This window comes from Streptomyces sp. NPDC049915 (genome assembly GCF_040656475.1).
Taxonomy (GTDB): domain Bacteria; phylum Actinomycetota; class Actinomycetes; order Streptomycetales; family Streptomycetaceae; genus Streptomyces.
On sequence record NZ_JBFAMH010000020.1, the window covers coordinates 1 to 25,743 of the forward strand.

23 protein-coding genes and 1 tRNA gene are annotated in these 25,743 nt (G+C 72.2%); 16 read left to right on the top strand and 8 right to left on the bottom strand.

Translation table 11 applies throughout. From position 1 onward, the window contains the following. The first annotated feature begins 561 nt into the window (after nucleotides 1-561). On the top strand, nucleotides 562-1,977 hold the full coding sequence (locus AB0J12_RS27980) for an NAD-dependent malic enzyme (protein ID WP_363267227.1): 1,416 nt from the start codon (nucleotides 562-564) through the stop codon (nucleotides 1,975-1,977). Nucleotides 1,978-2,316: 339 nt separating this feature from the next. Further along, nucleotides 2,317-2,598 (top strand): HU family DNA-binding protein, encoded by a 282-nt coding sequence (locus tag AB0J12_RS27985; RefSeq protein WP_103784273.1) that lies wholly within the window; start codon nucleotides 2,317-2,319, stop codon nucleotides 2,596-2,598. 216 nt (nucleotides 2,599-2,814) lie between these two features. Here the strand turns inward: AB0J12_RS27985 and murA are convergent, their stop codons facing one another. Continuing rightward, a complete protein-coding gene (gene murA, locus AB0J12_RS27990; RefSeq protein ID WP_363267228.1) occupies nucleotides 2,815-4,152 on the bottom strand; it encodes a UDP-N-acetylglucosamine 1-carboxyvinyltransferase in 1,338 nt (445 codons plus the stop codon). Nucleotides 4,153-4,403: 251 nt separating this feature from the next. Between murA and AB0J12_RS27995 the strand changes: the two genes are divergently transcribed. The 8 genes from AB0J12_RS27995 to AB0J12_RS28030 all read left to right on the top strand — a co-directional run bounded on the left by AB0J12_RS27995 (nucleotide 4,404) and on the right by AB0J12_RS28030 (nucleotide 13,843). Next, the gene (locus tag AB0J12_RS27995) at nucleotides 4,404-4,976 is read left to right on the top strand and encodes a YqgE/AlgH family protein (protein ID WP_363267230.1); all 573 of its coding nucleotides are present in this window, start codon (nucleotides 4,404-4,406) and stop codon (nucleotides 4,974-4,976) included. A gap of 30 nt (nucleotides 4,977-5,006) precedes the next feature. Continuing rightward, nucleotides 5,007-5,303: a DUF3039 domain-containing protein gene (locus AB0J12_RS28000; protein ID WP_363267232.1), complete on the top strand. Its 297-nt coding sequence runs from the start codon at nucleotides 5,007-5,009 to the stop codon at nucleotides 5,301-5,303. A gap of 184 nt (nucleotides 5,304-5,487) precedes the next feature. Then, nucleotides 5,488-7,116 carry a beta-N-acetylhexosaminidase gene (locus tag AB0J12_RS28005; RefSeq protein ID WP_363267234.1) on the top strand — a complete coding sequence of 543 codons (1,629 nt, stop codon included), beginning with the start codon at nucleotides 5,488-5,490 and terminating at the stop codon, nucleotides 7,114-7,116. A 354-nt stretch (nucleotides 7,117-7,470) separates the two neighbouring features. Continuing rightward, nucleotides 7,471-8,364, top strand: a complete 894-nt coding sequence (locus AB0J12_RS28010) for an FAD binding domain-containing protein (protein WP_363267236.1) — start codon at nucleotides 7,471-7,473, stop codon at nucleotides 8,362-8,364. Next, nucleotides 8,361-10,292: a 2Fe-2S iron-sulfur cluster-binding protein gene (locus AB0J12_RS28015; protein ID WP_363267238.1), complete on the top strand. Its 1,932-nt coding sequence runs from the start codon at nucleotides 8,361-8,363 to the stop codon at nucleotides 10,290-10,292. Before AB0J12_RS28010 ends, AB0J12_RS28015 begins: the two co-directional genes overlap by 4 nt. Next, nucleotides 10,289-12,595, top strand: coding sequence for a molybdopterin cofactor-binding domain-containing protein (locus tag AB0J12_RS28020; protein ID WP_363267239.1), 2,307 nt, complete (start codon nucleotides 10,289-10,291; stop codon nucleotides 12,593-12,595). The genes AB0J12_RS28015 and AB0J12_RS28020 overlap by 4 nt, the downstream gene beginning before the upstream one ends. 89 nt (nucleotides 12,596-12,684) lie before the next feature. Next, entirely contained in the window at nucleotides 12,685-13,200 is a 516-nt protein-coding gene (locus tag AB0J12_RS28025) for an SUKH-4 family immunity protein (protein WP_363267240.1), read from the top strand. Nucleotides 13,201-13,294: 94 nt separating this feature from the next. Further along, the gene (locus tag AB0J12_RS28030; RefSeq protein ID WP_363267241.1) at nucleotides 13,295-13,843 is read left to right on the top strand and encodes an N-acetyltransferase; all 549 of its coding nucleotides are present in this window, start codon (nucleotides 13,295-13,297) and stop codon (nucleotides 13,841-13,843) included. A 92-nt stretch (nucleotides 13,844-13,935) separates the two neighbouring features. Here the strand turns inward: AB0J12_RS28030 and AB0J12_RS28035 are convergent. Next, nucleotides 13,936-14,007, bottom strand: a tRNA-Cys gene (locus AB0J12_RS28035). A 253-nt stretch (nucleotides 14,008-14,260) separates the two neighbouring features. On the opposite strand from AB0J12_RS28035, the gene AB0J12_RS28040 reads away from it, so the two are divergent. From AB0J12_RS28040 to AB0J12_RS28060, 5 genes are all read left to right on the top strand, one after another. After that, nucleotides 14,261-14,461, top strand: a complete 201-nt coding sequence (locus AB0J12_RS28040; RefSeq protein WP_363267242.1) for a hypothetical protein — start codon at nucleotides 14,261-14,263, stop codon at nucleotides 14,459-14,461. Beyond that, nucleotides 14,458-14,856: a type II toxin-antitoxin system death-on-curing family toxin gene (locus AB0J12_RS28045; RefSeq protein WP_363267243.1), complete on the top strand. Its 399-nt coding sequence runs from the start codon at nucleotides 14,458-14,460 to the stop codon at nucleotides 14,854-14,856. The genes AB0J12_RS28040 and AB0J12_RS28045 overlap by 4 nt, the downstream gene beginning before the upstream one ends. A gap of 118 nt (nucleotides 14,857-14,974) precedes the next feature. After that, nucleotides 14,975-16,777 (top strand): DEAD/DEAH box helicase, encoded by a 1,803-nt coding sequence (locus AB0J12_RS28050; protein ID WP_363267244.1) that lies wholly within the window; start codon nucleotides 14,975-14,977, stop codon nucleotides 16,775-16,777. A 307-nt stretch (nucleotides 16,778-17,084) separates the two neighbouring features. Beyond that, the gene (locus AB0J12_RS28055; protein ID WP_363267245.1) at nucleotides 17,085-17,726 is read left to right on the top strand and encodes a helix-turn-helix domain-containing protein; all 642 of its coding nucleotides are present in this window, start codon (nucleotides 17,085-17,087) and stop codon (nucleotides 17,724-17,726) included. 163 nt (nucleotides 17,727-17,889) lie between these two features. Then, nucleotides 17,890-18,681 carry a S16 family serine protease gene (locus AB0J12_RS28060; RefSeq protein WP_363267246.1) on the top strand — a complete coding sequence of 264 codons (792 nt, stop codon included), beginning with the start codon at nucleotides 17,890-17,892 and terminating at the stop codon, nucleotides 18,679-18,681. A 61-nt stretch (nucleotides 18,682-18,742) separates the two neighbouring features. Here the strand turns inward: AB0J12_RS28060 and AB0J12_RS28065 are convergent, their stop codons facing one another. Genes AB0J12_RS28065 through AB0J12_RS28085 form a run of 5 tightly spaced genes read right to left on the bottom strand, consistent with a single transcriptional unit; the run spans nucleotide 18,743 to nucleotide 22,975 of the window. After that, on the bottom strand, nucleotides 18,743-19,702 hold the full coding sequence (locus AB0J12_RS28065; RefSeq protein WP_363267247.1) for a glycine betaine ABC transporter substrate-binding protein: 960 nt from the start codon (nucleotides 19,700-19,702) through the stop codon (nucleotides 18,743-18,745). Further along, nucleotides 19,699-20,496 carry an ABC transporter permease gene (locus tag AB0J12_RS28070; protein WP_363267367.1) on the bottom strand — a complete coding sequence of 266 codons (798 nt, stop codon included), beginning with the start codon at nucleotides 20,494-20,496 and terminating at the stop codon, nucleotides 19,699-19,701. The genes AB0J12_RS28065 and AB0J12_RS28070 overlap by 4 nt, the downstream gene beginning before the upstream one ends. Nucleotides 20,497-20,510: 14 nt before the next feature. Further along, a complete protein-coding gene (locus AB0J12_RS28075; RefSeq protein WP_363267368.1) occupies nucleotides 20,511-21,773 on the bottom strand; it encodes a betaine/proline/choline family ABC transporter ATP-binding protein in 1,263 nt (420 codons plus the stop codon). A 52-nt stretch (nucleotides 21,774-21,825) separates the two neighbouring features. After that, a complete protein-coding gene (locus AB0J12_RS28080) occupies nucleotides 21,826-22,473 on the bottom strand; it encodes an ABC transporter permease (RefSeq protein WP_363267248.1) in 648 nt (215 codons plus the stop codon). Between the two features lie 19 nt (nucleotides 22,474-22,492). After that, nucleotides 22,493-22,975 (bottom strand): Lrp/AsnC family transcriptional regulator, encoded by a 483-nt coding sequence (locus AB0J12_RS28085; RefSeq protein WP_363267249.1) that lies wholly within the window; start codon nucleotides 22,973-22,975, stop codon nucleotides 22,493-22,495. Nucleotides 22,976-23,099: 124 nt separating this feature from the next. Here AB0J12_RS28085 and hppD point away from each other — a divergent pair, with 124 nt between their 5' ends. Continuing rightward, nucleotides 23,100-24,245: a 4-hydroxyphenylpyruvate dioxygenase gene (gene hppD / locus AB0J12_RS28090; RefSeq protein ID WP_363267251.1), complete on the top strand. Its 1,146-nt coding sequence runs from the start codon at nucleotides 23,100-23,102 to the stop codon at nucleotides 24,243-24,245. A 19-nt stretch (nucleotides 24,246-24,264) separates the two neighbouring features. On the opposite strand, the gene AB0J12_RS28095 is transcribed toward hppD, so the two are convergent. After that, nucleotides 24,265-25,683 carry a tetratricopeptide repeat protein gene (locus AB0J12_RS28095; RefSeq protein ID WP_363267253.1) on the bottom strand — a complete coding sequence of 473 codons (1,419 nt, stop codon included), beginning with the start codon at nucleotides 25,681-25,683 and terminating at the stop codon, nucleotides 24,265-24,267. Nucleotides 25,684-25,743 lie beyond the last annotated feature (60 nt).

The window sequence follows — 25,743 nt, forward strand, 5'->3', positions numbered from 1 at the left end:
ATCTCGCGCGCCCAGGTTCGGTTGCCCTCGAGGTCGTCCTCGGCCAGGTCCTCGGGCTCGTCGTCCAGTGCCCTCTCGCCCCGACGAGGGGCACCGTTGCCCGGTGCCGGCCGCTGCGGGCGGACACCCCCCACCCCGGCCCCTTCCCGCCGTCGGCGGCTGCGGGCCGTCGCCCTTTCCGTCTCGGGGGCGGCGGGCGGAGCGCGTTTCGTGCAGGGGGAATTGTCTTCGTCGATCCGTTTGTTAGCCTGGGTGTGGCACCGGCCCGATCCAAGCCCCCGGGCCCAACCTTTGTCCCTCAGAGGGACCACTTGCCGCGAGGCGAGCATGGCGGGTCGGTGTCATGAACGTTGAGGAGACCCACGTCACCCAGTGACGTGGGTCTCTTTATTTGTCTGATCGCTTGGCGTACTCTCTCGCATGGCGGAAGTTAATTTCCGAAAACTCTTCCGCCCGTGAACAAAACGTCCGCAATCCGGGGCGACTACCACGTACTCAGGGGTAGGTGCGACGATCGGACGGCACAACCCAGCGAAACGGTGAAAGCAGAGGAAGTCGGCCATGGCAACGGCGCCCAGCGTCTCCTACTCGATGACGATCCGGCTGGAGGTGCCCGCGAGCGGAACCGCCGTCTCGCAGCTCACCACCGTCGTGGAGTCCTCCGGAGGCTCGGTGACCGGCCTCGACGTCACCGCGTCCGGGCACGAGAAGCTCCGGATCGACGTCACGATCGCGGCCACTTCCACGGCCCACGGTGAGGAGATCGTCGGCAAGCTGCGCGCCATCGAGGGCGTCACGCTGGGCAAGGTCTCCGACCGTACGTTCCTGATGCACCTCGGCGGCAAGATCGAGATGGCGTCCAAGCACCCCATCCGCAACCGCGACGACCTCTCCATGATCTACACCCCGGGTGTGGCGCGCGTCTGCATGGCCATCGCCGAGAACCCCGAGGACGCCCGCCGCCTCACCATCAAGCGCAACTCCGTCGCGGTCGTCACGGACGGCTCCGCCGTGCTGGGCCTGGGCAACATCGGCCCCAAGGCCGCCCTGCCGGTCATGGAGGGCAAGGCCGCCCTGTTCAAGCGCTTCGCCGGTATCGACGCCTGGCCGATCTGCCTGGACACCCAGGACACCGACGCCATCGTCGAGATCGTCAAGGCCATCGCCCCCGGCTTCGCCGGCATCAACCTCGAGGACATCTCCGCGCCCCGCTGCTTCGAGATCGAGGCCCGGCTGCGCGAGGCGCTCGACATCCCCGTCTTCCACGACGACCAGCACGGCACTGCCATCGTTGTCCTCGCCGCCCTCACCAACGCCCTGCGCGTGGTCGGCAAGGGCATCGGGGACGTCCGGGTCGTGATGTCCGGCGCCGGCGCGGCCGGTACCGCCATCCTGAAGCTCCTGATCGCCGCCGGCGTCAAGAACGCCGTCGTCGCCGACATCCAGGGCGTCGTGCACGCCGGCCGTGAGGACCTGGTCGACGCGCCCGCCGGCTCCGCGCTGCGCTGGATCGCCGACAACACCAACCCGGAGAACCTCACCGGCACCCTCAAGGAGGCCGTGCACGACGCCGACGTCTTCATCGGCGTCTCCGCGCCCAACGTCCTCGACGGCGACGACGTGGCCGCCATGGCCGACGGTGCCATCGTCTTCGCGCTGGCGAACCCCGACCCCGAGGTGGACCCGGCGATCGCCCGCCAGACGGCGGCCGTCGTGGCCACCGGCCGCTCCGACTTCCCGAACCAGATCAACAACGTGCTGGTCTTCCCGGGTGTCTTCCGCGGCCTGCTGGACGCGCAGTCCCGTACCGTCAACACGGACATGATGCTGGCCGCCGCGAAGGCGCTGGCCGACGTGGTGACCGAGGACGAGCTGAACCCGAACTACATCATCCCCTCCGTCTTCAACGACAAGGTCGCGGGTGCGGTCGCCGGGGCGGTCCGGGACGCCGCCAAGGCCGCCGGAGCGACCGCGTAACCGCTTGTGAGACTTGCCACGACCGCCGCCCGGCGCGTCGTGGAACCAACGGCCTGCGGCCGCCCTCTAGGGTGGGCGGCCGGTCAGTGGCGAGGGTGGCTTCCGGGGCCGTGGCGCTTTCGTGTGACTCCCAAGAGTGTTCTCACGACTCCTACGGGTGCCGGATTGGCTTTCCCGCCGCAGGTAGGGGCAGGATGCCTCTCTGGGCGCTCGCGTCCGAGGACGGGACCGGGCCCGGGACCGTTCGACGACCCTGGCAGCAACGGCTTCGCTGTGTCCGATATGCGGCTGTCGCCGCGTGGCACGCCCCAACGGCAAGAAGAACACGGGAGTAACAACATGAACCGCAGTGAGCTGGTGGCCGCGCTGGCCGACCGCGCCGAGGTGACCCGCAAGGACGCCGACGCCGTGCTGGCCGCGTTCGCCGACGTCGTCGGCGATGTCGTCGCCAAGGGCGACGAGAAGGTCACCATCCCCGGCTTCCTGACCTTCGAGCGCACCCACCGTGCCGCTCGTACCGCCCGCAACCCGCAGACCGGTGAGCCGATCCAGATCCCGGCCGGCTACAGCGTGAAGGTCTCCGCGGGCTCCAAGCTCAAGGAAGCCGCCAAGGGTAAGTAATCGCGCCGCTGTGAGGGTCGTGGCTCGTGACGCCATGGCCCCATAGCGCCCTGGGCGACTGCGGACCGTGTGTGGCCGGTCGTGACCGCGCGGCCGGGCAGCACACCGACGCAGCCCCGCGCTCCTTCGGGGGCGCTCTGAACGCCCGATGGGGCGGCCCCCCTGACCGGGGGCCGCCCCATCGTCGTACGCGCGCCGTACGCGCGCGTGGCGCCGTTACAGCGCCTGGCCCGGCAGCTCCACCTTCGCGCCCAGTGCCACGAGCTTCTCCATGAAGTTCTCGTAGCCGCGGTTGATCAGGTCGATGCCGTGCACCCGGGACGTGCCCTGCGCGGCGAGGGCCGCGATGAGGTACGAGAAGCCGCCGCGCAGGTCGGGGATGACCAGGTCGGCGCCCTGCAGCTTGGTCGGGCCCGACACCACCGCGGAGTGCAGGAAGTTGCGCTGGCCGAAGCGGCAGTTCGAGCCGCCCAGGCACTCGCGGTACAGCTGGATGTGCGCGCCCATCTGGTTCAGCGCGGAGGTGAAGCCGAGCCGGGACTCGTACACCGTCTCGTGGATGATCGACAGGCCCGTGGCCTGCGTCAGCGCCACCACCAGCGGCTGCTGCCAGTCGGTCTGGAAGCCGGGGTGCACGTCCGTCTCCAGCGCGATCGACTTCAGCTGCCCGCCGGGGTGCCAGAAGCGGATGCCCTCGTCGTCGATCTTGAAGGCACCGCCCACCTTCCGGTAGGTGTTCAGGAACGTCATCATCGAGCGCTGCTGCGCGCCGTGGACGTAGATGTCGCCCTCGGTCGCCAGCGCCGCCGACGCCCAGGACGCCGCCTCGAGCCGGTCCGGCAGGGCGCGGTGGTCGTAGCCGCCGAGCTTGTCAACGCCGGTGATGCGGATCGTGCGGTCGGTGTCCATCGCGATGATCGCGCCCATTTTCTGCAGGACGCAGATCAGGTCCTCGATCTCGGGCTCCACCGCCGCGTTGGACAGCTCCGTCACGCCCTCGGCGAGCACCGCGGTCAGCAGCACCTGCTCGGTCGCGCCGACGGACGGGTACGGCAGCATGATCTTGGTGCCGCGCAGCCGCTGCGGGGCCTCCAGGTACTGGCCGTCCGCGCGCTTCTCGATGACCGCGCCGAACTGCCGCAGCACGTCGAAGTGGAAGTCGATGGGCCGGCCGCCGATGTCACAGCCGCCCAGGCCCGGGATGAAGGCGTGCCCGAGGCGGTGCAGCAGCGGACCGCAGAACAGGATGGGGATACGGCTGGAGCCCGCGTGGGCATCGATGTCAGCGACGTTGGCGCTCTCCACCCGGGTCGGGTCGAGCACCAGCTCACCCGGCTCCTCACCCGGACGGACCGTCACCCCGTGCAGCTGCAGCAGGCCGCGCACGACCCGCACGTCACGGATGTCCGGAACATTGCGCAGTCGACTCGGCTCGCCGCCCAGCAGGGCGGCCACCATGGCCTTCGGCACGAGGTTCTTCGCGCCGCGGACACGGATCTCGCCCTCCAGCGGGGTTCCGCCGTGGACAAGCAGGACATCGTCGTTGACGGTCATGTATCTCGCGTTCCGATGAGTCGGGCAGGGGGAGAGAGACAGAGTAATCGCCACGGACCCCCCTGAAGTAAGCCCGCGGAGCACCCGGGAACGTCATAGCTGTGTCACAACACGAACCGTTGACGCCCGGGCACGTGCGGTCACCGCGGCGACATGTGTGCCCGCGGCGCCCCGGTGAGCCGTGACCTGCCTTCACTCGCCTACCCCGATTGCCTCCCCACAGCCCGGGAAGATGCGGGATCATGTCTGGCATGACCGAGGTGTCCTCGCTCACAGGGCGGCTGCTCGTGGCCACGCCCGCCCTGGCGGACCCGAACTTCGACCGCGCGGTGGTGCTCCTTCTCGACCACGACGAGGAGGGCTCGCTCGGCGTCGTCCTCAACCGTCCCACGCCGGTGGACGTGGGCGACATCCTGGAGGGCTGGGCGGATCTCACCGGTGAGCCCGGCGTCGTCTTCCAGGGCGGTCCTGTCTCGCTGGACTCGGCCCTCGGCGTCGCCGTCGTCCCGGGCGATCCGGAGGCGAACGGCACCCCGCTCGGCTGGCGGCGGGTGCACGGCGCGATCGGCCTGGTCGACCTGGAGGCCCCGCCGGAACTCCTCGCCTCCGCCCTCGGTTCCCTGCGGATCTTCGCCGGATACGCCGGCTGGGGCCCCGGCCAACTGGAGGACGAACTGGTCGAGGGCGCCTGGTACGTCGTCGAGTCCGAACCCGGTGACGTCTCCTCCCCGTCCCCCGAGACACTGTGGCGCGAGGTCCTGCGCCGCCAGCGCAACGAACTGGCGATGGTGGCGACGTATCCGGACGACCCGTCGCTCAACTGAACCCTGTGACCTTCAGTACCCTTGGCGTTTATGAGCACTCTCGAGCCCGAGCGCGGGACTGGTACGGGGACCCTCGTAGAGCCGACGCCGCAGACCTCCCACGGTGACGGTGACCACGAGCGCTTCGCCCACTACGTCCAGAAGGACAAGATCATGGCGAGCGCCCTCGACGGGACGCCCGTCGTGGCGCTGTGCGGCAAGGTCTGGGTGCCGGGCCGCGACCCGAAGAAGTACCCCGTGTGTCCCATGTGCAAGGAGATCTACGAGTCCATGGGCGCCGGCGGCGACGAGGGCGGCAAGGACGGCAAGGGCGGCGGCAAGAAGTAGCGCGCCGGCCCGCCGGACCACTGCCCGGCGTGATGAGGCCCCCCTGGTGTGCTGCGGCGCGCCGCCGGGGCCTCCGCGCGTTCACGCGATTGGTGCAGTCCTCTTGTGGTCGTGTTCACGGGCTCCCTAGCCTTCCCCGGGCGGGCCGTATCGAGGGCCGCCCGGGGAGTGGTGGGGGACCGGCATGACTGCTGAGGAACTGATTCCGGCGCCCCGGGCCGTGCGGACGCTCGCCGCCGGTTTCACGCTCGGCGAGGACACCCTGCTGGCGGCCGGGCCCGGCACCGAGGCCACCGCGCGCTGGCTGCGCGCCACGCTCGGGGCCGTGACCGGGTACGCGCTGCCGCCCGGCGACGGCCGGGACGGCCGCACGATCCGGCTGGCCGTCGAGCACGCCGGGCCGCTCGGTCCCGAGGGGTACCGGCTGACCGTGGACGACGCCGGGGTGACCCTGCACGGCGGCGGTCCGGCCGGCGTCTTCTGGGGTGCGCAGACGCTGCGCCAGCTGCTCGGGCCCGAGGCCTTCCGGCGCGCACCCGTCACGCCCGGCCGGCGCTGGACCCTGCCCGGTGTGGTCGTCGAGGACACGCCACGCTTCGGCTGGCGCGGCCTCCTGCTGGACGTCGCCCGGCACTTCCTGCCCAAGGACGGCGTCCTGCGGCAGCTGGACGTGATGGCGGCGCACAAACTCAACGTGCTGCACCTGCATCTGACCGACGACCAGGGCTGGCGCATCGAGATCGAACGCCACCCGGAGCTGACGGAGACCGGCGCCTGGCGCGCCCGCACGAAGCTCGGCCACCGCGCCTCGCCGCTGTGGGACGAGCGGCCCCACGGCGGCTACTACACCCAGGACGACATCCGCGAGATCGTCGCCTACGCCGCCGAGCGGCATATCACCGTCGTCCCGGAGATCGACGTACCCGGACACTCGCAGGCCGCCATCGCCGCGTACCCGGAACTCGGCAACACCGACGTCATCGACACCACCGCCCTCACCGTCTGGGACACCTGGGGGATCAACCCGAACGTACTCGCCCCCACTGACAACACCCTGCGCTTCTACGAAGGCGTGTTCGAGGAGGTGCTGGAGCTCTTCCCGTCCGTCTTCGTCCACGTGGGCGGTGACGAGTGCCCCAAGGACCAGTGGCGCCGTTCGGCCACCGCGCAGGCCCGCATCAAGGAACTCGGGCTGGCCGGCGAGGACGAGCTCCAGGCGTGGTTCATCGCCCACTTCGACCGGTGGCTGGCCGCGCGCGGGCGGCGGCTCATCGGCTGGGACGAGATCCTCGAGGGCGGCCTCGCACCGGGCGCGGCGGTGTCCTCCTGGCGCGGTTACGGCGGCGGGGTCGCCGCCGCCCGCGCGGGCCACGACGTCGTCATGTGCCCGGAGCAGTACGTGTATCTGGACCACCGTCAGGCCGCGGGCGAGGACGAGCCGGTGCCCATCGGCTTCGTGCGCACCCTGGAGGACGTCTACCGGTTCGAACCCGTCCCGGAGCAGCTCACCGAGGACGAGGCCCGGCACGTGCTGGGCACGCAGGCCAACCTGTGGTCGGAGGTGACGGAGGACCAGCAGCGCGTGGACTACCAGCTGTTCCCCCGGCTCGCCGCCTTCGCCGAGGTGGCCTGGAGCGCCCTGCCGGTCCCGGCCGCCCGGGACTTCGCAGGCTTCGAGCGCCGGATGGCCGCCCACTACCGGCGACTTGACGCCCTCGGCGTGGCCTACCGCCCGCCCGCGGGACCGCGGCCCTGGCAGCGCCGGCCGGGAATCCTGGGCCGGCCGCTCGACGGACCGCCGCCCGACCGGTAGGCGCCGCCCCGCCCGGTCGGCCGCTGTCCACAGCCCGTCGGCAGCCATTGCCCACAGCCCGTCCGCAGCCGTTGTCCACAGGGTGCGGGCGGCCGTTTTCCACAGCCCCCGCGGCGGTCGAACAGGTAGTGGCACAATCGCATCAGGGTCACCGAAGAGTGCCAATTCGCGCCCTTCGGTGAAGCCGTGCGAAAACGGACCAACTCGCCGGTGAGGTGGGCGAACGCCTCCTACCGGACCCGCGTCCTCAGCTGCCCGGAAGATGTGCCAGAGTTGCCACGTCCGCCCTGTCAGCACGTACCGTACGGCGCAACAGGCGGGACCAGGTGGGGCAGCGGGAAGGGGCAGCCGGTTTTGACCACGCACGCACCGCAGGCGGCGCAGTCCGTCACGCTGCCCACGACGCTGGACGAGGCCGTGGAGGCCCTGACCGCCATGCCCGCCGCCGTGCCGGTCGCGGGCGGCACCGACCTGATGACCGCCGTCAACTCCGGGCAGCTCAGGCCCACCGGGCTGGTCGGCCTGGGCCGGATCAGCGAGATCCGCGGCTGGCAGTACCTGGACGGCCACGCCCTGCTCGGCGCCGGCCTCACGCACGCGCGTATGGGCCGCCCCGACTTCGCCGCCCTCATCCCGGCGCTCGCCGCCGCCGCCCGCGCCGCCGGCCCGCCCCACATCCGCAACGCCGGCACGCTCGGCGGCAACATCGCCTCCGCCGCCCCGACCGGCGACGCGCTGCCCGTGCTGGCCGCGCTGGAGGCGACCCTGATCATCGCCGGACCGGGCGGCGCCCGCCGGGAGATCCCGGTGTCGCACCTGCTGGCCGGGGTGGACATGCTGCGCGGCGGCGAACTGATCGGCTACGTGCGCGTGCCGCTGCTGCACGCCCCGCAGGTCTTCCTCAAGGCCACCGGCCGCACCGGCCCCGGGCGGGCCGTCGCCTCCGTCGCGCTGGTCCTCGACCCCGCGCGCCGCGGCGTGCGCTGCGCGGTCGGCGCCATCGCACCGATGGCGCTGCGGCCCCTGGAGGCCGAACACTGGGTCGCCCAGCTCATCGACTGGGACAACAACCGCGCGATCGTCCCTGAGGCCCTGCACGCCTTCGGCGAGTACGTCGCCGCGGCCTGCATCCCCGACCCGGCCCCGGCCGAGGACGGCTCCGTGCCGCAGCTGCCACCCGCCGTACTGCACCTGCGGCGCACCGTCGCCGCGCTGGCCCGACGAGCACTGGGGAGGGCATTGTCGTGACCGACGACCAGCACGCAGAGGGCACCCCGCAGGGCGGCAGCCGCTGGGACCCGCTGCCCCAGGGCGACTACGACGACGGCGCGACCGCCTTCGTCAAGCTCCCCGAGGGCGGCATCGACGCGCTGCTGTCCGGCGACAGTCCGCTCGCCGCGCCCGGGCACGGCTATGTGCCGCCGCAGATAACGGTCGCCCCCGCCACCACCGCGGGCACCGACCCGGCCGCCACGGGCACGTGGAGCATGCCGGTGGACGGCGTGCACTGGGGCGCGCCCGCGGCCGGCGACTCGCCGCAGGCGGGCGCGGACGACCGGTTCACCTACCAGGCCGGGGCGACCGGGCAGTGGAACTTCGCGGAGCACACGGACACGGACGCGTACGGCACCGGCGGCGCCCCCGCCCCCGCCGATCCGGAGTCCGCGCCGTCGCCCGCGCCCGGTCACGACGTCACCGGTCAGTGGTCGATCCCGGTCGCCGGGGGTGATCTGCCGGACGAGTCCGGCGAGTACTCGACGTCCTCGCTCGTCGAGCAGTGGGGCGGCACACCGCCGGCCACGCTGCCCGGAGGAGCCGCCGCCCCCTGGGCGACCGGGGCCCAGGGGCACCCCTGGGACACGCCGCAGCCTCCCGGGCCCGGTGCGCAGGGGGAGCAGCACGCCGACCCGGCGCACCCCGGTGAGCACGCGGTCGCCGGGCACCCCGGTGAGCACGCCGGTGCCGCGCACACCGGTCACTTCGCCGGACACGGGGGCGATTACGCCGCCGGCCCCGCCCAGCCGCCGGTGACGGAGCCCCTCCCGGCTGCCGCTCACGCCGCCCCCGTCCCGGAAGCCCCCGCTGCCCCCGAGGCGCCCGGCACCGGGTCCGCCGCCGACGAGCCCCAGGCCGAGCCCTCCGGGCCGTCGGCGCTCGATGCCCCAGCAGCCCAGGACACGCAGGACGCGGACGCACAGGACGCACACCACCCGCAGGACACGGCGGACGACACCCCCGCCCTCGACGCGCACGGGGACGCCGGCGCCCTGGACACCGACGCCGCACCCGGCGCCGTATCCGCGCCGCAGCCGCAGCCGCAGCCGCAGCCGCAGCCGCAGCCGGAAGAGGCAGCCGAGCCGGAGGCGGCCGCGTCGCCGGAGGGTGCCGAGGAGCCGTCCGCCGCCGAGCCGTCCGAGCCGCCCGTGCACGACGCGCCCGCCCCCGGCGAGTTCGCCCAGGGCGACCGGCCGCACGACGCCCCGCCGCCCCCGCACGACGAACACCCCCTCGCCTCCTACGTGCTGCGGGTCAACGGCGCCGACCGGCCCGTCGGCGACGCCTGGATCGGTGAGTCGCTGCTGTACGTGCTGCGCGAGCGGCTCGGGCTCGCCGGAGCCAAGGACGGCTGCTCGCAGGGCGAGTGCGGGGCGTGCAACGTGCAGGTCGACGGCAGGCTCGTCGCCTCCTGCCTGGTGCCCGCCGTCACCGCCGCCGGCAGCGAGGTGCGCACCGTGGAGGGCCTCGCCGAGGAGGGGCAGCCCTCGGACGTGCAGCGGGCGCTCGCCCGGTGCGGCGCGGTGCAGTGCGGCTTCTGCGTGCCCGGCATGGCGATGACCCTGCACGACCTGCTGGAGGGCAACCCGGCGCCGACCGAGATGGAGGCCCGCCAGGCACTGTGCGGCAACCTGTGTCGCTGCTCGGGCTACCAGGGCGTCCTGCAGGCCGTCCAGGAGGTCGTCGCCGAGCGGGAGGCGGTGCGCGCCGGCGACGGTGAGACGGCCGGCGACGAAGCCCGTATCCCGCACCAGGCGGGTCCCGGCGCGGGCGGTGTGCACCCGAGCGTGTTCGAGGACGGCGGCGCCTTCGAGCGCCCGGCCGCCTTCGAGGACCCCGCCGCCCCGCGCGGGCACGACCAGCAGCCGTACGGACAGGGAGAGGACGGAGGCCAGGCGTGAGCAACGAAGCGGCCGCCGCGACCACCACCGCGGAGGCGGCACCCGCCCCCGAGCAGATCCCGCACGGCCTGGGCGCCTCCCTGCCGTCCGCCGACGCCCGCGCCAAGACGGAGGGGACGTTCCCCTACGCGGCCGACCTGTGGGCCGAGGGCCTGCTGTGGGCGGCCTTGCTGCGCTCCCCGCACCCGCACGCGCGCATCATCTCCATCGACACCACCCACGCCCGCGAGATGCCCGGCGTGCGGGCCGTCGTCACGCACGAGGACGTCCCCGGCAGCCCGGTGTACGGCCGGGGCGCCGCCGACCGCCCGGTGTTCGCCTCGGACGTCGTACGCCACCACGGCGAGCCCATCGCGGCCGTCGCCGCCGACCACCCGGACACCGCGCGGATGGCCGCGGCGGCCGTCATCGTCGAGTACGAGGTGCTCGACCCCGTCACCGACCCGGAGCACGCCTTCGAGGCCGAGCCGCTGCACCCGGACGGCAACCTGATCCGGCACATCCCGCTGCACCACGGCGACCACGGCGCGGTCGGCGAGGTCGTCGTCGAGGGCCTGTACCGCATCGGCCGCCAGGACCCCGCCCCGATCGGCGCCGAGGCCGCTCTCGCCGTACCCCGCCCCGACGGCGGCGTGGAGCTGTACACGGCGTCCACCGACCCGCACACCGACCGCGACGCCCTCGCCGCCTGCTACGGCCTGGAACCGGAGCGGGTGAAGGTCGTCGTCACCGGCGTCCCCGGCGCGACCGCCGACCGCGAGGACCAGGGCTTCCAGCTCCCGCTCGGGCTGCTGGCGTTGAAGACCGGCCACCCGGTGAAGCTGACCGCGACGCGCGAGGAGTCCTTCCTCGGCCACGTCCACCGGCACCCCACCCTGCTGCGCTACCGCCACCACGCGGACGCCGAGGGCAAGCTGGTGAAGGTCGAGGCGCAGATCCTGCTGGACGCGGGCGCGTACGCCGACACGTCCTCGGAAGCGCTCGCCGCGGCGGTCGCCTTCGCCTGCGGCCCGTACGTCGTGCCGAACGCGTTCATCGAGGGCTGGGCGGTGCGCACCAACAACCCCCCGTCGGGCCATGTGCGCGGCGAGGGCGCCATGCAGGTGTGTGCCGCCTACGAGGCGCAGATGGACAAGCTGGCGAAGAAACTGGGCGTCGACCCGGCGGAGCTGCGCCTGCGCAACGTCCTGGCCACGGGCGACGTGCTGCCGACGGGGCAGCCGGTGACCTGCCCGGCGCCGGTCGCCGAACTCCTCCAGGCCGTACGGGACTTCCCGCTGCCGCCGCTGCCCAAGGACACCGCCGAGGAGGACTGGCTGCTGCCCGGCGGCCCCGAGGGCGCGGGCGAGCCGGGCGCGGTGCGGCGCGGTGTGGGCTACGGGCTGGGTGTGGTGCACATGCTCGGCGCGGAGGGCGCCGACGAGGTGTCCACCGCGACCGTGAAGGTGCACGACGGGGTCGCCACCGTGCTGTGCGCGGCGGTGGAGACCGGGCAGGGCTTCGCCACGCTGGCCCGGCAGATCGTGCAGGAGACCCTCGGCATCGACGAGGTGCACATGGCGCCCGTCGACACCGACCAGCCCCCGGCGGGCCCGGGCTGCCGCGGCCGCCACACGTGGGTGTCGGGCGGCGCGGTCGAGCGCGCGGCCAAGATGGTCCGTACGCAGCTGCTGCAGCCGCTGGCCCACAAGTTCGGCATGTCGACGGAGCTGCTCCAGATCACCGACGGCAAGATCACGTCGTACGACGGTGTGCTGTCGACGACGGTGACCGAGGCGATGGACGGCAAGGAGCTGTGGGCCACGGCGCAGTGCCGCCCGCACCCGACGGAACCCCTGGACGGGTCCGGCCAGGGGGATGCCTTCGTCAGCCTCGCCTTCTGCGCGATCCGCGCGGTGGTGGACGTCGACATCGAGCTGGGTTCGGTGCGGGTGGTGGAGCTGGCGGTCGCCCAGGACGTGGGCCGCGTCCTCAACCCCGCGCAGCTTGCGGCGCGGATCGAGGCAGGTGTCACGCAGGGCGTGGGCATCGCGCTGACGGAGAACCTGCGCACACCGCGCGGCCTGATCCGCCACCCCGACCTCATCGGGTACGCGCTGCCGACGGCCCTGGACGCGCCGGACATCAAAATCGTCAAGCTCGTCGAGGAGCGCGACGTGGTGGCGCCGTTCGGCGCGAAGGCGGTGAGCGCGGTGCCGGTGGTGGCCTCGCCGGCGGCGATCGCCTCGGCCGTGCGCGCCGCGACGGGCCGCCCGGTGAACCGGCTGCCGATCCGCCCGCAGGCGGCCGTGGTGAACCACTGACGGGGCCGTTGTCAGTGGCGCCGCGTAGTGTTCTGAGTGCGGGAGAGGAACAGGGGTTCCTCCCGCACGGGGTAGCACACGGGGGCACCATGAGCACACACACCATCACCGCCAGGGGCCCGGACACCGCGTCCGGGCTGGCCCTGGATCTGCCGCCACGGCTGCTGGACGAGGAGTTCGGCGCCGGCCGGATCGTCCGTTTCGAGGAGATCGACTTCCCGCGCGTCCTCACGCACGAGCCGACGCGCCGCTTCCTGCGTGAGGCCGGCCTGCCGGAGGAGACGCCGTGGTTCCGGCTGGACATGGACGCGCCGCTGGCCACGCTGGAGGAGTACGCGGTGCACGAACTGCGGCTCGCCACGGCCGTGCACGAGGCCCTGCCGCCCGGCGCGGCCCGCCTGATCCGCCTCGGCGAGGCCGTGGACGGCACCAGCCTGACCATCGACGGCGTGACGGGGACGGTCCTGTCCTGGCAGGGCCCCGGCACCGCCGCGCAGCCGCTGAACGCCGACGTCTCCAGCCTGGCCTTCCTGCTGTGGCTGGCCCACCGCCGCGAGACGGGTTGCCTCGACCCGGCCGGCGCACCGGTGGCCCTGGGGATCTAGCGCCGCATCGGGGAACCTCGGTGCCGGCCACCGCGCGTCCTTCGGGCTCCAAAAGCCTGTGCGAGCGACTGGGGCGGGTCCGTACTCTCCGGTCATGGAGCTTCGCGAAGAACGTCCGAGCGACAGAGAGTCTGTGCGGGACATCCACCTGCGGGCGTTCGGTGACCACGGCCTTGTCGTGGCCGACCTGGTCGACACCCTGCGGGGCACGATCACGCCCGCCGGCGGTCTCTCACTGATCGCTGAGCTCGACGGGCAGATCGTCGGGCACGTCATGTTCACCCGCAGTCTGCTCGATGCTCCTCGGCGACTGGTCGAGGTGCATGTGCTCAGCCCGTTGGCGGTCGTGCCCGAGCATCACCAGCGCGGTATCGGCTCGGCCCTGGTCCGGCACGGGCTGAAGACCCTCGCGGAGCGGGCTGTCCCGCTGGTCTTCCTGGAGGGCGATCCGGGCTACTACTCCCGTTTCGGCTTCGCGCCCGGTGGCGACCGGGGCTTCCGCAAGCCGTCCCTGCGCATTCCGGATGGCGCCTTCCAGGTCCTCGAACTCCCGGAGTACGAGCCATGGATGACAGGGACACTGGTCTACGCGGAGCCCTTCTGGCGGCATGACGCAGTCGGCCTCCGTGACCCCGGCGCATAGCGGCCGGCGAGAACGGGAAGTGAGACGGGCGACAGAGAAGGGCGGCACCCTTTTTGCAGGTGCCGCCCTTTTTCGCCTGGTCAAGGCGCCGGAGGCCGTGGCGGGAATCGAACCCGCGTAACTCGCTTTGCAGGCGAGTCCCTGAACCACTCGGGCACACGACCGGGTCGGTGCCGGAGCCCTGTGGACTCCGTTCCGCACTCGGTGCGTCGACCGTACGGCGGGGCGGGAGCGGGGCTCAAGGGAATCCGGGGTGGTGCAACGCGACTGCCACACGCCGTTCATGAAAGGAGGTCGTGACAGGGGTCCAACTCCGTTACGGGTCTTGCTCCGGGCGTCCACCACGTCGCCGGGCCGGTGCGCCGCGGGGCCTTGAAACGCGTCGCAGGGCCGGTGTCACGGCCGTAGGCTCGCCGCATGCAGGAGCTCACCGTTCCCCTCGGCCCCGGTCTCGGGCCGGACCTCGACGATCTCGCGGACGGGACCGGGCTGCGGCCGGAGGAGATCGCGCGGGAGGCCGTACGCGGGTACGTCGACGCCGAGGCCGCGCGGGTGCGGGCCGTCGGTGAGCGGCTGGCCCAGGCTCACGCCGAGCTGCTGCGGAGGCTGGGCGAATGATCGCGGACCGCACGCCCGCCGTCACCCGGCATCTCACCGTCGCCGAGGTCACCGCGCTCGCCGCGACCGCGTTCGGCGGCCGGCCCCCCGAGGCCCGGGAGGCCGGACTGCTCGCTTCCGCGGTGCACCGTCCGCGTGCCCGGATGTTCGGCACGCCCGCCTACGACGACCTGTGGGAGCAGGCCGCCGCGCTGCTGCACGCCCTCGCCACGAACCACCCCCTGGTCGACGGCAACGAGCGCACCGCCTGGCCGGCCGCGGCGACCTTCCTCGCCGTCAACGGCGTCGATCTCGCCGGCTGCGACCAGGACACGGCGTACGACCTGGTCATCGACGTGGCCTCCGGAAAGGAGAGCGATGTGACGGTGATCGCGGGGCGGCTGAGGGCGTTGTGACGTGAGTCCCACCCTCGGGCGAGCCGTGCTTGTCCGCGCGTGGTGCGGGGTGCGGCGCCGGTAGGGTGGCCCGGTTGTCATACGTAGCCGAGCCGCCACGACCTTGATCCCGGAGACCGTGACTACCACCGCCAGCTCCCCCTCGTCACACTCGCACCACCTGTCGCCCGCCTTCCCCGGCCGCGCCCCCTGGGGCACCGCCGGCAAGCTGCGTGCCTGGCAGCAGGGGGCGATGGAGAAGTACATCCAGGAGCAGCCACGTGACTTCCTGGCGGTCGCGACCCCCGGCGCAGGCAAGACGACCTTCGCCCTGACGCTGGCGTCCTGGCTGCTGCACCACCACGTCGTGCAGCAGGTGACCGTGGTCGCGCCGACCGAGCACCTGAAGAAGCAGTGGGCCGAGGCCGCCGCCCGGATAGGGATCAAGCTCGACCCCGAGTACAGCGCCGGGCCGCTGGGCCGCGAGTACGACGGCGTCGCCGTGACCTACGCGGGCGTCGGCGTGCGGCCCATGCTGCACCGCAACCGCTCCGAGCAGCGCAAGACGCTCGTGATCCTCGACGAGATCCACCACGCCGGTGACTCCAAGTCCTGGGGTGAGGCCTGCCTGGAGGCGTTCGAGCCGGCGACGCGGCGCCTGGCGCTGACCGGTACGCCGTTCCGCTCCGACACCAACCCGATCCCCTTCGTGATGTACGAGGAAGGGGCGGACGGCATCCGCCGCTCGGCCGCCGACTACACCTACGGCTACGGCTCCGCCCTCTCCGACGGTGTCGTCCGGCCGGTCATCTTCCTCTCCTACAGCGGCAACATGCGCTGGCGCACCAAGGCCGGCGACGAGATCGAGGCCCGCCTCGGCGAGCCGATGACCAAGGACGCCATCAGCCAGGCCTGGCGCACCGCGCTGGACCCGCGCGGCGAGTGGATGCCGTCCGTGCTGCGCGCCGCCGATCAGCGGCTCACCGAGGTCCGCAAGGCCATCCCGGACGCCGGCGCCCTCGTCATCGCCTCCGACCAGGACTCCGCCCGCGCCTACGCCAAGCTGATCCGGGAGATCACCGGCCACAAGGCGACCCTGGTGCTGTCCGACGACACCGGCGCGTCGAAGCGGATCGACGACTTCAGTACGAGCGACGACCGGTGGATGGTCGCCGTCCGCATGGTGTCCGAGGGCGTCGACGTGCCGCGTCTCGCGGTCGGCGTGTACGCCACGACGATCTCCACGCCGCTGTTCTTCGCGCAGGCCGTCGGCCGTTTCGTACGGTCCAGGCGGCGCGGCGAGACCGCGTCCGTGTTCCTGCCGACCGTGCCCGACCTGCTCTCCTTCGCCAACGAGATGGAGCGCGAGCGCGACCACGTCCTCGACAAGCCGAAGAAGGACGGCGAGGAGGACCCCTACGCCGAGGAGGACAAGCTCCTCCAGGAGGCGGAGCGGCAGCAGGACGAGGACACCGGCGACCAGGACATGCTGCCCTTCGAGGCGCTGGAGTCCGACGCCGTCTTCGACCGGGTGATGTACAACGGCGCCGAGTTCGGCATGCAGGCCCACCCCGGCAGCGAGGAGGAGCAGGACTACCTCGGCATCCCCGGCCTGCTGGAGCCCGACCAGGTGCAGCTGCTGCTGCAGAAGCGGCAGGCCAAGCAGATCGCGCACAGCAAGAAGAAGCCGGCCGAGGAGGCCGACCTGCTGGAGATGCCCGCCGAGCGGCGGCCGGTCGTCACGCACAAGGAGCTGATGGAGCTGCGCCGCCAGCTCAACACCATGGTCGGCGCCTACGTCCACCAGAGCGGCAAGCCGCACGGCGTCATCCACACCGAGCTGCGCCGGGTGTGCGGCGGCCCGCCGAGCGCGGAGGCCACGGCCGGCCAGCTGCGGCAGCGGATCGCCAAGGTCCAGGAGTGGGCCACGCGCATGAAGTGACGCTCCACGGGGGGTGTGTGGGGCGATCGTGCGCAGTACGTATCCGGACAAACACAGATGGTTCGTCTCGGCCGTTGCCCGGATTCTGGACGGAGCCTTCCGCTCAGCGAACCTGCTTCGCTACTGTCCCGCTACGCACACGCCCCGTGGCAGCGCCGCCGCGGAGCGCAGCCGTGAAGCGACTGGGTCCGGAACGACCCGGACCGTCACCGATCGGCGGCCTTCGTTGCGCGTCGCCGACGGGACTCGGTGACGCGTCCGTCCATGTGGAGGCCCGCCGACCTCACCACTTGGAGGAGTGGGCGTCGTGACCGCGGAGACCTCTCAGACGCTCGACCGAGGACTGCGAGTCCTCAAGCTGCTGGCCGACACGGACCACGGGCTGACCGTCACCGAGCTTTCGCACAAGCTGGGGGTGAACCGGACCGTGGTGTACCGGTTGCTCGCCACGCTGGAGCAGCATGCTCTCGTACGGCGTGATCTGGGTGGCAGGGCCCGGGTCGGGCTGGGCGTGCTGCGGCTGGGCCGCCAGGTGCATCCGCTGGTGCGCGAGGCGGCGCTGCCGGCGCTGCGGTCGCTGGCGGAGGACATAGGCGCCACCGCGCATCTGACGCTCGTGGACGGGACCGAGGCGCTGGCCGTCGCGGTCGTCGAGCCGTCGTGGACGGACTATCACGTGGCCTACCGGGCCGGGTTCCGGCACCCGCTGGACCGCGGGGCCGCCGGCAAGGCGATCCTCGCGGCCCGGGCCAACCCGCTGGGCGACCCCGGCTACACGCTGACGCACGGCGAGCTGGAAGCCGGTGCCAGCGGCGCCGCGGCGCCGTTGCTGGGGCTCACGGGGGTCGAGGGCAGCGTCGGCGTGGTGATGCTCGCGGACGCCGTACCGGAACGGGTCGGACCACGGGTCGTCGACGCGGCCCGCGAGGTGGCGGAGGCGCTGCGCTGACCCGGCGGTGACCATTGCTGTGGCGGTGCCGGGGGAGAGGCTGAGCAGGCCGCCGTCGACGAGCCGTTCCCGCCGATCCTCGGCGCGCCGCCGTCGCCGGGGCCGGGGGCCCTCACCCCGACCGGCGCCGGGTGGGGGAGCGGCCTCACGTTAGATTGGCTCCGTGCTCTCTCGCCTCACACGCCCTAAGGCCCTCGCCGTCTGCGCGCTGCCCGTCGTGGCCCTGCTCGCCACGGCGGCGTTCGCGCCGCTGCCGTTCTCGGTGGCGCAGCCGGGTACGACGGCGAATGTACTGGGCGACAACAAGGGCACGCCGGTCATCACGATCTCCGGGGCTCCCACCCGCCGGACCAGCGGCCAGCTGCGGATGACCACCATCGAGGCGACCGGGCCCGACGCGCACGTCTCGCTCGGCGACGTCATCGACGGCTGGTTCGCCACCGACCGGGCGATCATGCCGCGCGACGCGGTGTACCCGAGCGGGGAGAACCTCAAGGAGATCGAGCGGCACAACCTCGCGCAGATGGACCAGTCCCAGGACGCGGCGACCAAGGCCGCGCTGGGCTATCTCCACCTCAGCGAGCAGAAGGTCAAGGTCGATCTGAAGCTGGCGGACATTGGCGGGCCCAGCGCCGGGCTGTTCTTCGCCCTCGGCGTCGTCGACAAGCTCGACGGCGACGGCAGCGGCGGCGACCTCACGGGCGGCCGCACCATCGCCGGCACCGGCACCATCGACGCCGACGGCAAGGTCGGCCCGGTGGGCGGCGTGGGCCTGAAGACGCAGGCCGCCCGCCGCGACGGGGCGACCGTCTTCCTCGTACCGAAGGCGGAGTGCTCGGACGCCAAGGGCGAGCTGCCCAAGGGCCTGCGGCTGATCCCGGTCACCTCCTTGAAGAGCGCGGTGGACGCCCTGACCGCCCTGGAGAAGGGCAAGGCCACGGTCCCGAGCTGTTAGGCCGCCTCGGCAACGCCTTCGCTGTCACCCACTCCCTCCCCCAACACCCCCACCCACCCCCCTACTTCACCAGCCCCTCCTTCCTCATCCAGTCCAGTGCCACCTGGTGTGGATCCTCTCCGTCCACGTCCACCTTGGCGTTCAGTTCCTGGGCCACCTTGTTGTCCAGGCGGGCCGTCAGTGGGGCCAGGACCTGGGCGATGGCCGGCCACTTCTTGAATGTCGTGGTGTTGATCTCGGGGGCGGCGTTGTAGTTGGGGAAGAACTTCTTGTCGTCGTCCATCACCACCAGGTTCATCGAGCGGATCCGCCCGTCCGTGGTGAAGACCTCGCCGTAGGTGCAACTGCCCTTCGCCGTCTGGGTGTAGATGATCCCGGTGTCCATCTGCGTGACGTTCTTCGCCGGGATGTGCATGCCGTACTTCTTCTCCATGCCCGGCAGGCCGTCCGCCCGGTTGGCGAACTCGCCCTCCACGCACAGCGTCACCGCGCCCGGGTTCTTCTTCGCCAGTGCCGCCACGTCCGACAGCGTCCTCGTGCCGTACTTCCGGTACGCGTCCTGGTTCATCGCCAGCGCGTAGGTGTTGTCCAGCCGCGACGGCGGCAGCCAGGTCAGCCCCTCCTTCACGTCCGCGGCCTTCACCGCCTGCCACTGCTGCCGCGGGTCGGGGATGGGCGTGCTGTGTCCCTGGTACGTGATCCACGCGGTGCCCGTGTACTCGTACATGGCGTCCGCGTCGCCCTTCTTCACCGCCTCCCGGCCGCCGATGGAACCCTGGATGCCGGTGCGGTCCAGCACGTGCGCGCCGGCCGCCTGGAAGGCGATGCCCATCATCGCGCCGTGGATGAGGCTCTCCGTGAACGACTTGGACGTGACCGTGAGATCGGCCCCCTTCAGCGGCTCGCCCTTGCCGATCAGGCCGGGTTTCACGTCGTCGGACATGGGGGAGCCGCTGGTCAGCCCGCAGCCGGCCGGCGCCAGCAGCACGCAGGTCACCAGGGCGCGGATGCGTCGTCTCACGTCCCGGCCTCCAGCCCCCGCGGCTTGAGCAGCAGTTCCGCCAGCGACGCCAGCCAGTCCACCAGCAGGGCGAGCGAGACGGTGAGGACGGAGCCGAGCACCAGCACCGGCATCCGCTGGTTGGTGATCCCCGTCGTGATGAGCACCCCGAGACCGCCGCCCCCGCCGAACACGGCCAGCGTCGCCGTGCCGACGTTCAGCACCAGCGCCGTGCGCACCCCGGCGAGGATCAGCGGCACCGCGAGCGGCAGTTCCACCCGCCGCAGCACCCCGAGCGGGGACATCCCGATGCCGCGGGCCGCCTCCAGCAGCGTCGGGTCGTTGGCGCGCAGGCCGGCGATCGTGTTGGACAGCACCGGCAGGATCGCGTAGGCGATGATGCCGATCAGGGCGGACCGGCGGCCGATGCCCAGCCAGATCACGAGCAGCGCGAGCAGACCGATCGCGGGTGTGGCCTGCCCCATGTTGGCGAACGTCATCGCAACCGGGGTCGCCTTGCGGAACATCCGGCGCGTCAGCAGCACCCCCAGCGGGATCGCGATGATCAGCACGAAGAAGGTGGAGATCACCGTCAGCTGCACGTGCTGCCACAGCGCCTTGGACACCTGGCCGCCGGACAGGGCGTTCTTCGAGATCTGGTCCAGGTCGGCCTGCCGGAACCACAGCCAGGTCGCCAGCAGCACGGCGACCAGCACCAGGGGCAGGAAGGTCAGCTTCTGCCAGCTCACCCGCCGCCGCGGGGCGGGCCGGGCCGGGGGCGGCGGCTCCTCCTCGTCGACCCGGTCGTCCCGCATCTCCTCGGCGTCGCTCATGCCTTGCGTCCCCCGGCCTCGCCCTCCTGCTCCGCGTGCGTCTGCGCCGAACGCGCCGCCTCCAGTTCGTGCTGGTGCTCCATCGCCTCCAGCCGGTCGGCCTCCAGCAGCTCGTGCACGGAGTTCATCAGCGTCTCCATGTCGACGACGCCGGTGTACGCGCCGTGCCGCCCGGTCACCGCGACCCGCCCGGCGCTGTCGGTGAGGACCGCCTCCAGCGCGTCGCGCAGAGTCGCGTCCCGCGTGACCGTGTCGTGCACCAGCGTGCCCGCCCGCGCCAGCGAACCCCTGGCCCGCATCAGGTCGCCGCGCCTGAGCCACTTGTAGGGGCGCCGGCGCCGGTCGAGCAGCAGGATCTCGTTGGTGCCGCTGGAGCGCAGCAGCCCGAAGATCTGCTGGAGCGGCGTGTCCACGGTGACGGTCGGATAGTCGGTGATCTCCACGTCCCGTACGCGGGTGAGGTTCAGCCGTTTCAGGGCCGCACCGGCGCCGACGAAGCCGGAGACGAAGTCGTCGGCGGGGTTGGTCAGGATCGCCTCCGGGGTGTCGAACTGCGCGATGTGGGAGTGCTCGCGCAGGACCGCGATGCGGTCGCCCAGCTTGATGGCCTCGTCGAAGTCGTGGGTGACGAAGACGATCGTCTTGTGCAGTTCGCGCTGGAGCCGGATCAGCTCGTCCTGGAGGTGGTCGCGGGTGATCGGGTCGACCGCGCCGAACGGCTCGTCCATCAGCAGCACCGGCGGATCGGCGGCCAGCGCCCGGGCCACGCCGACGCGCTGCTGCTGACCGCCGGAGAGCTGGCGCGGGTAGCGGCCGTGGAACTCGCCGGGGTCGAGTCCGACCAGGTCCAGCAGCTCCTCCACCCGGGAGCGGATGCGGGACTTGGACCAGCCGACCATCCTCGGCACCAGCGCGATGTTCTGGGCGACGGTCATGTGCGGGAAGAGCCCGGCCGACTGGATGGCGTAGCCGACCTTGCGGCGCAGCTTCACCGGGTCCATGTCGGTGACGTCCTCGCCGCCGATGCGGATGCGGCCGCCGGTCGGCTCGATCAGCCGGTTGATCATCTTCAGGGTGGTCGACTTCCCGCAGCCGGACGGGCCGACGAAGATCACGGTCTCGCCGGCCTTGATCTCCATGCTGACGTTGTCGACGGCCGGGTGGGGGTTGCCCGGGTAGCGCTTGGTCAGATTCTCCAGCTCGATCGCCGCCCCGGCGACGGACGCGTGCGTGCCGGACACGCCGGACGCACCGGACACGCCCGACGCGGCAGGCGCGCCGGACACGTCGGAGACCTCGGGCACGGGCGCGTCAGACACGGATCCCCCTGGGGATGGTCAGCCGTCCGATCAGGACGTACGCGGCGTCGAACAGCAGGGCCAGGACGATGATCCCGAGGGTGCCCGCGAGCACCTGGTTGAGCGCGTTCTTGCTGCCCAGCGAGGCCAGCCCGCGGAAGATCTCGTTGCCGAGCCCGGGCCCGGAGGCGTAGGCGGCGATGGCGGTGATGCCCATCAGCATCTGCGTGGAGACCCGGATACCGGTCAGGATCGGCGGCCACGCCAGCGGCAGCTCCACTCGCACCAGCCGCGTCAGCCGGGACATGCCGATGCCGCGCGCCGCGTCCGTCAGCGCCGGATCGACCCCGCGCAGGCCGACGATCGCGTTGCGCACCACCGGCAGCAGCCCGTACAGGGTCAGGGAGATCACGGTCGGCGGCACACCGAGCCCCACGACCGGGACGAGCAGGCCGATCATGGCGAGGGAGGGAATGGTCAGGATGGTCGCCGTGGTCAGCGTCGCCAGGTTGCCCGCCCATTCGCTGCGGTAGGTCGCGACCGCGATGAACACGCCCAGCGCGGTCGCCAGCACCATGCACTGGAAGACGGCGCTGGCGTGCTGATAGGCGTCGGTGAGCAACTGCTGGTGGCGGCTGCCGAGGTACTCCCAGAAGTTCACCGGCCTCACCCCCGTCGGGTCACATGGTCCGCTCCCGGTCCTGCGCCGCCTGCTGCACCAGCGGGATGACCCGCAGCGGCACGGGGTTCTCCATCACGATCGCGGTGGAGGCCCGGACGATGCCATCAAAACCGACGACGCGGTCGATCACCCGCTGGAGATCGGCGTTGGAGCGGGCCACCAGCCGGCACAGCATGTCCCCGGTGCCGGTGGTGGTGTGCAGCTCCAGCACCTCCGGCACGGACGCCAAGTGGGCCCGTACATCGGCCCCTTGGCCCTGCCGGATCTGCAGCGTGGCGAAAGCGGTGACCGGGTAGCCGAGGGCCGCCGGGTCCACCTCGGGACCGAATCCGCGGATGACTCCGTTCGACTGAAGCCGGTCCAGGCGCGCCTGTACGGTCCCGCGCGCCACCCCGAGCCGCCGGGACATCTCCAGCACTCCGATCCGCGGTTCCTGCGCGAGCAGCACGATGATCCGACCGTCCAGGTGATCGATCGCCACAGCAGCCTCCCCGGAGTGGGCATCCTGTACAGAAGGGCCGCCGAGGCAGCCGTGTCGCTGAGCAGAATGCCCAGTGAATACGCGAAGTATTGCGCACCTTGCAGAGCCGGGCCAGGCTTCGGCTATGACGCAGACCACACACCACACTCCCGACACCGCCCGGCAGGCCGACCCCTTCCCGGTCAAGGGAATGGACGCGGTCGTCTTCGCCGTGGGCAACGCCAAGCAGGCCGCGCACTACTACTCCACCGCCTTCGGCATGACGCTGGTCGCCTACTCCGGACCGGAGAACGGCAGCCGCGAGACCGCCAGCTACGTGCTGGAGAACGGCTCCGCCCGGTTCGTGTTCACCTCGGTGATCAAGCCCGCCACCGCCTGGGGCCACTTCCTGGCCCAGCACGTGGCCGAGCACGGCGACGGCGTCATCGACCTCGCCATCGAGGTGCCGGACGCGCGCGCCGCCTACGCGTACGCCATCGAGCAGGGCGCCAAGAGCGTCGCCGAGCCGTACGAGCTCAAGGACGAGCACGGCACGGTCGTCCTCGCCGCGATCGCCACCTACGGCGAGACCCGGCACACCCTGGTCGAGCGCTCCGGCTACGACGGCCCCTACCTGCCCGGTTACGCCGCCGCCAAGCCGATGGTCGCGCCGCCGGCGCAGCGCACCTTCCAGGCGATCGACCACTGCGTCGGCAACGTCGAACTCGGCAAGATGGACGAGTGGGTGGCCTTCTACAACAAGGTCATGGGCTTCACGAACATGAAGGAGTTCGTGGGCGACGACATCGCCACCGAGTACTCGGCGCTGATGTCCAAGGTCGTGGCCGACGGCACCCTGAAGGTGAAGTTCCCGCTCAACGAGCCGGCGATCGCCAAGAAGAAGTCCCAGATCGACGAGTACCTGGAGTTCTACAACGGCCCCGGCTGCCAGCACATCGCGCTGAACACGAACGACATCGTGGCCACCGTGCGCACCATGCGCGCGGCCGGGGTGGAGTTCCTCGACACCCCCGACTCCTACTACGACACGCTGGGGGAGTGGGTCGGCGAGACCCGCGTGCCGGTGGACACCCTGCGCGAGCTGAAGATCCTCGCCGACCGCGACGAGGACGGCTACCTGCTGCAGATCTTCACCAAGCCGGTCCAGGACAAGCCGACCGTCTTCTTCGAGATCATCGAACGGCACGGCTCCATGGGCTTCGGCAAGGGCAACTTCAAGGCCCTGTTCGAGGCGATCGAGCGGGAGCAGGAGAAGCGCGGAAACCTGTAGCCGACGGTCCGCCCGGAGGTCAGCGCGGAACCTCGACCTCCGGCGGCTCGCCCAGCGCCGCCAGCGCCGTGCGGGCCTCGCGGACGGCCAGTGGTGAGAAGTAGGGGTTGATCCGCAGGGCCTCCTGGAGGTGCCTGCGGGCCGGCCCCTGCTGGTTCAGCGACTTCTCGATCATCCCGCGGTGGTAGGCGTACGGCGCGCTGCGCACCGTGCCGCCGTGCTCCCGGTCCGTCGCGGTCGCCGCGTACCGCAGCGCCTCCGCGTCCTGCCCCGCCCGGTGCAGCGCCCAGCCCAGCGCGTCGGCCACCTCGATGCCGGGCCGGCGCTGCCACTCCACGCGCAACAGCCGTACCGCCTCGGCCGGATCGCCGTGGTCCGCCTCCAGGCGGCCGAGGACCAGCGTGTCGTCCACGCCGCCCCGCGCGTCCAGCCGGGCCCGCTCGCGCAGCAGGCCGTAGGTGACCCGGGCCGGCTGTGTGAGCCCCAGCGACTCGTACAACTCGCCCAGCTCCAGCGCGTACTGGGGCAGCGGCTGCCGCTGAAGCGCCACCCGGTACGCGTTCAGCGCCTCCGAGGTGCGCCCCAGCGCGGCCAGCGCCCGCCCCTGTCCGGCCTGCGCTGCCCGCTGGTCCGGGTCCAGCCGCACCGCCTCCTCGAAGTGCCGCAGCGCCGCGTCCGGCTCGCCGCGCTCGAACGCCAGCTGCCCCGCCCGCTCCAGATACGCCGCCTGCTCGGCCGGTGCCTGCGCGGCCGCCGCCGCGTCCGCCAGCGCCGCCGCCGCGTCCTCCCGGCGCCCCTGGTCCCGGTACACGCCCGCGGCCCACGCCCGCACCGCCGGGCCGGAGTGCGCCGCCGTCAGCCGGTCCAGGGCCCGCCCGGCCGCCTTGTAGTCACCGAGCCCGGTGCACGCGTCGATCAGCGGCGGATACGCCGTCCACCGCTTCGGCTGCGTCTTCAGCGCCTCCTCCGCGAAGCCGCGCGCCGCCCGGAAGTCGCGCCGCGCGTTCGCCAGCACCGCAAGCCCCTCCAGCGCCTCGGCGTTGCCCCGCGCCCGCACGGCCAGCGAGGTCCGCAGCGCCCGCTCCGCCTTCGGGAACGTCCCGGCCGCGTCCGCCGTCCGGCGCCCCTGCTCCACATACGCCGCGCCCAGCACCGCCCACGCCCGCGCGTCCTTGGGATGCGTGCGCAGGTACGCCTCACGCTCGCCGATCAGCGCGTCCAGACCGGGCAGCGCCGCCGGCACCCCGGCGCGCACCGCCGCCTGCGCCTGTGCCCCCGGGGCCGGTGCCGGCGGCTGCCCGGCGGGCTCGTCGGCGGCCCAGAGCGCCAGCGCCCCGCCGAGCACGAGGGACCCCGCGAGCGAGGCGAGAAGGACCCGGACGGGCCACCGGCGACGCACGGGCGTGGCGGCTTCCACGGCACTCTCCTGGTTCTCCATGACGCTCACTGTGCGTCGCCGCCCCGGCCCTCCCCGGGCATACGGCGGCCGCCGTACATG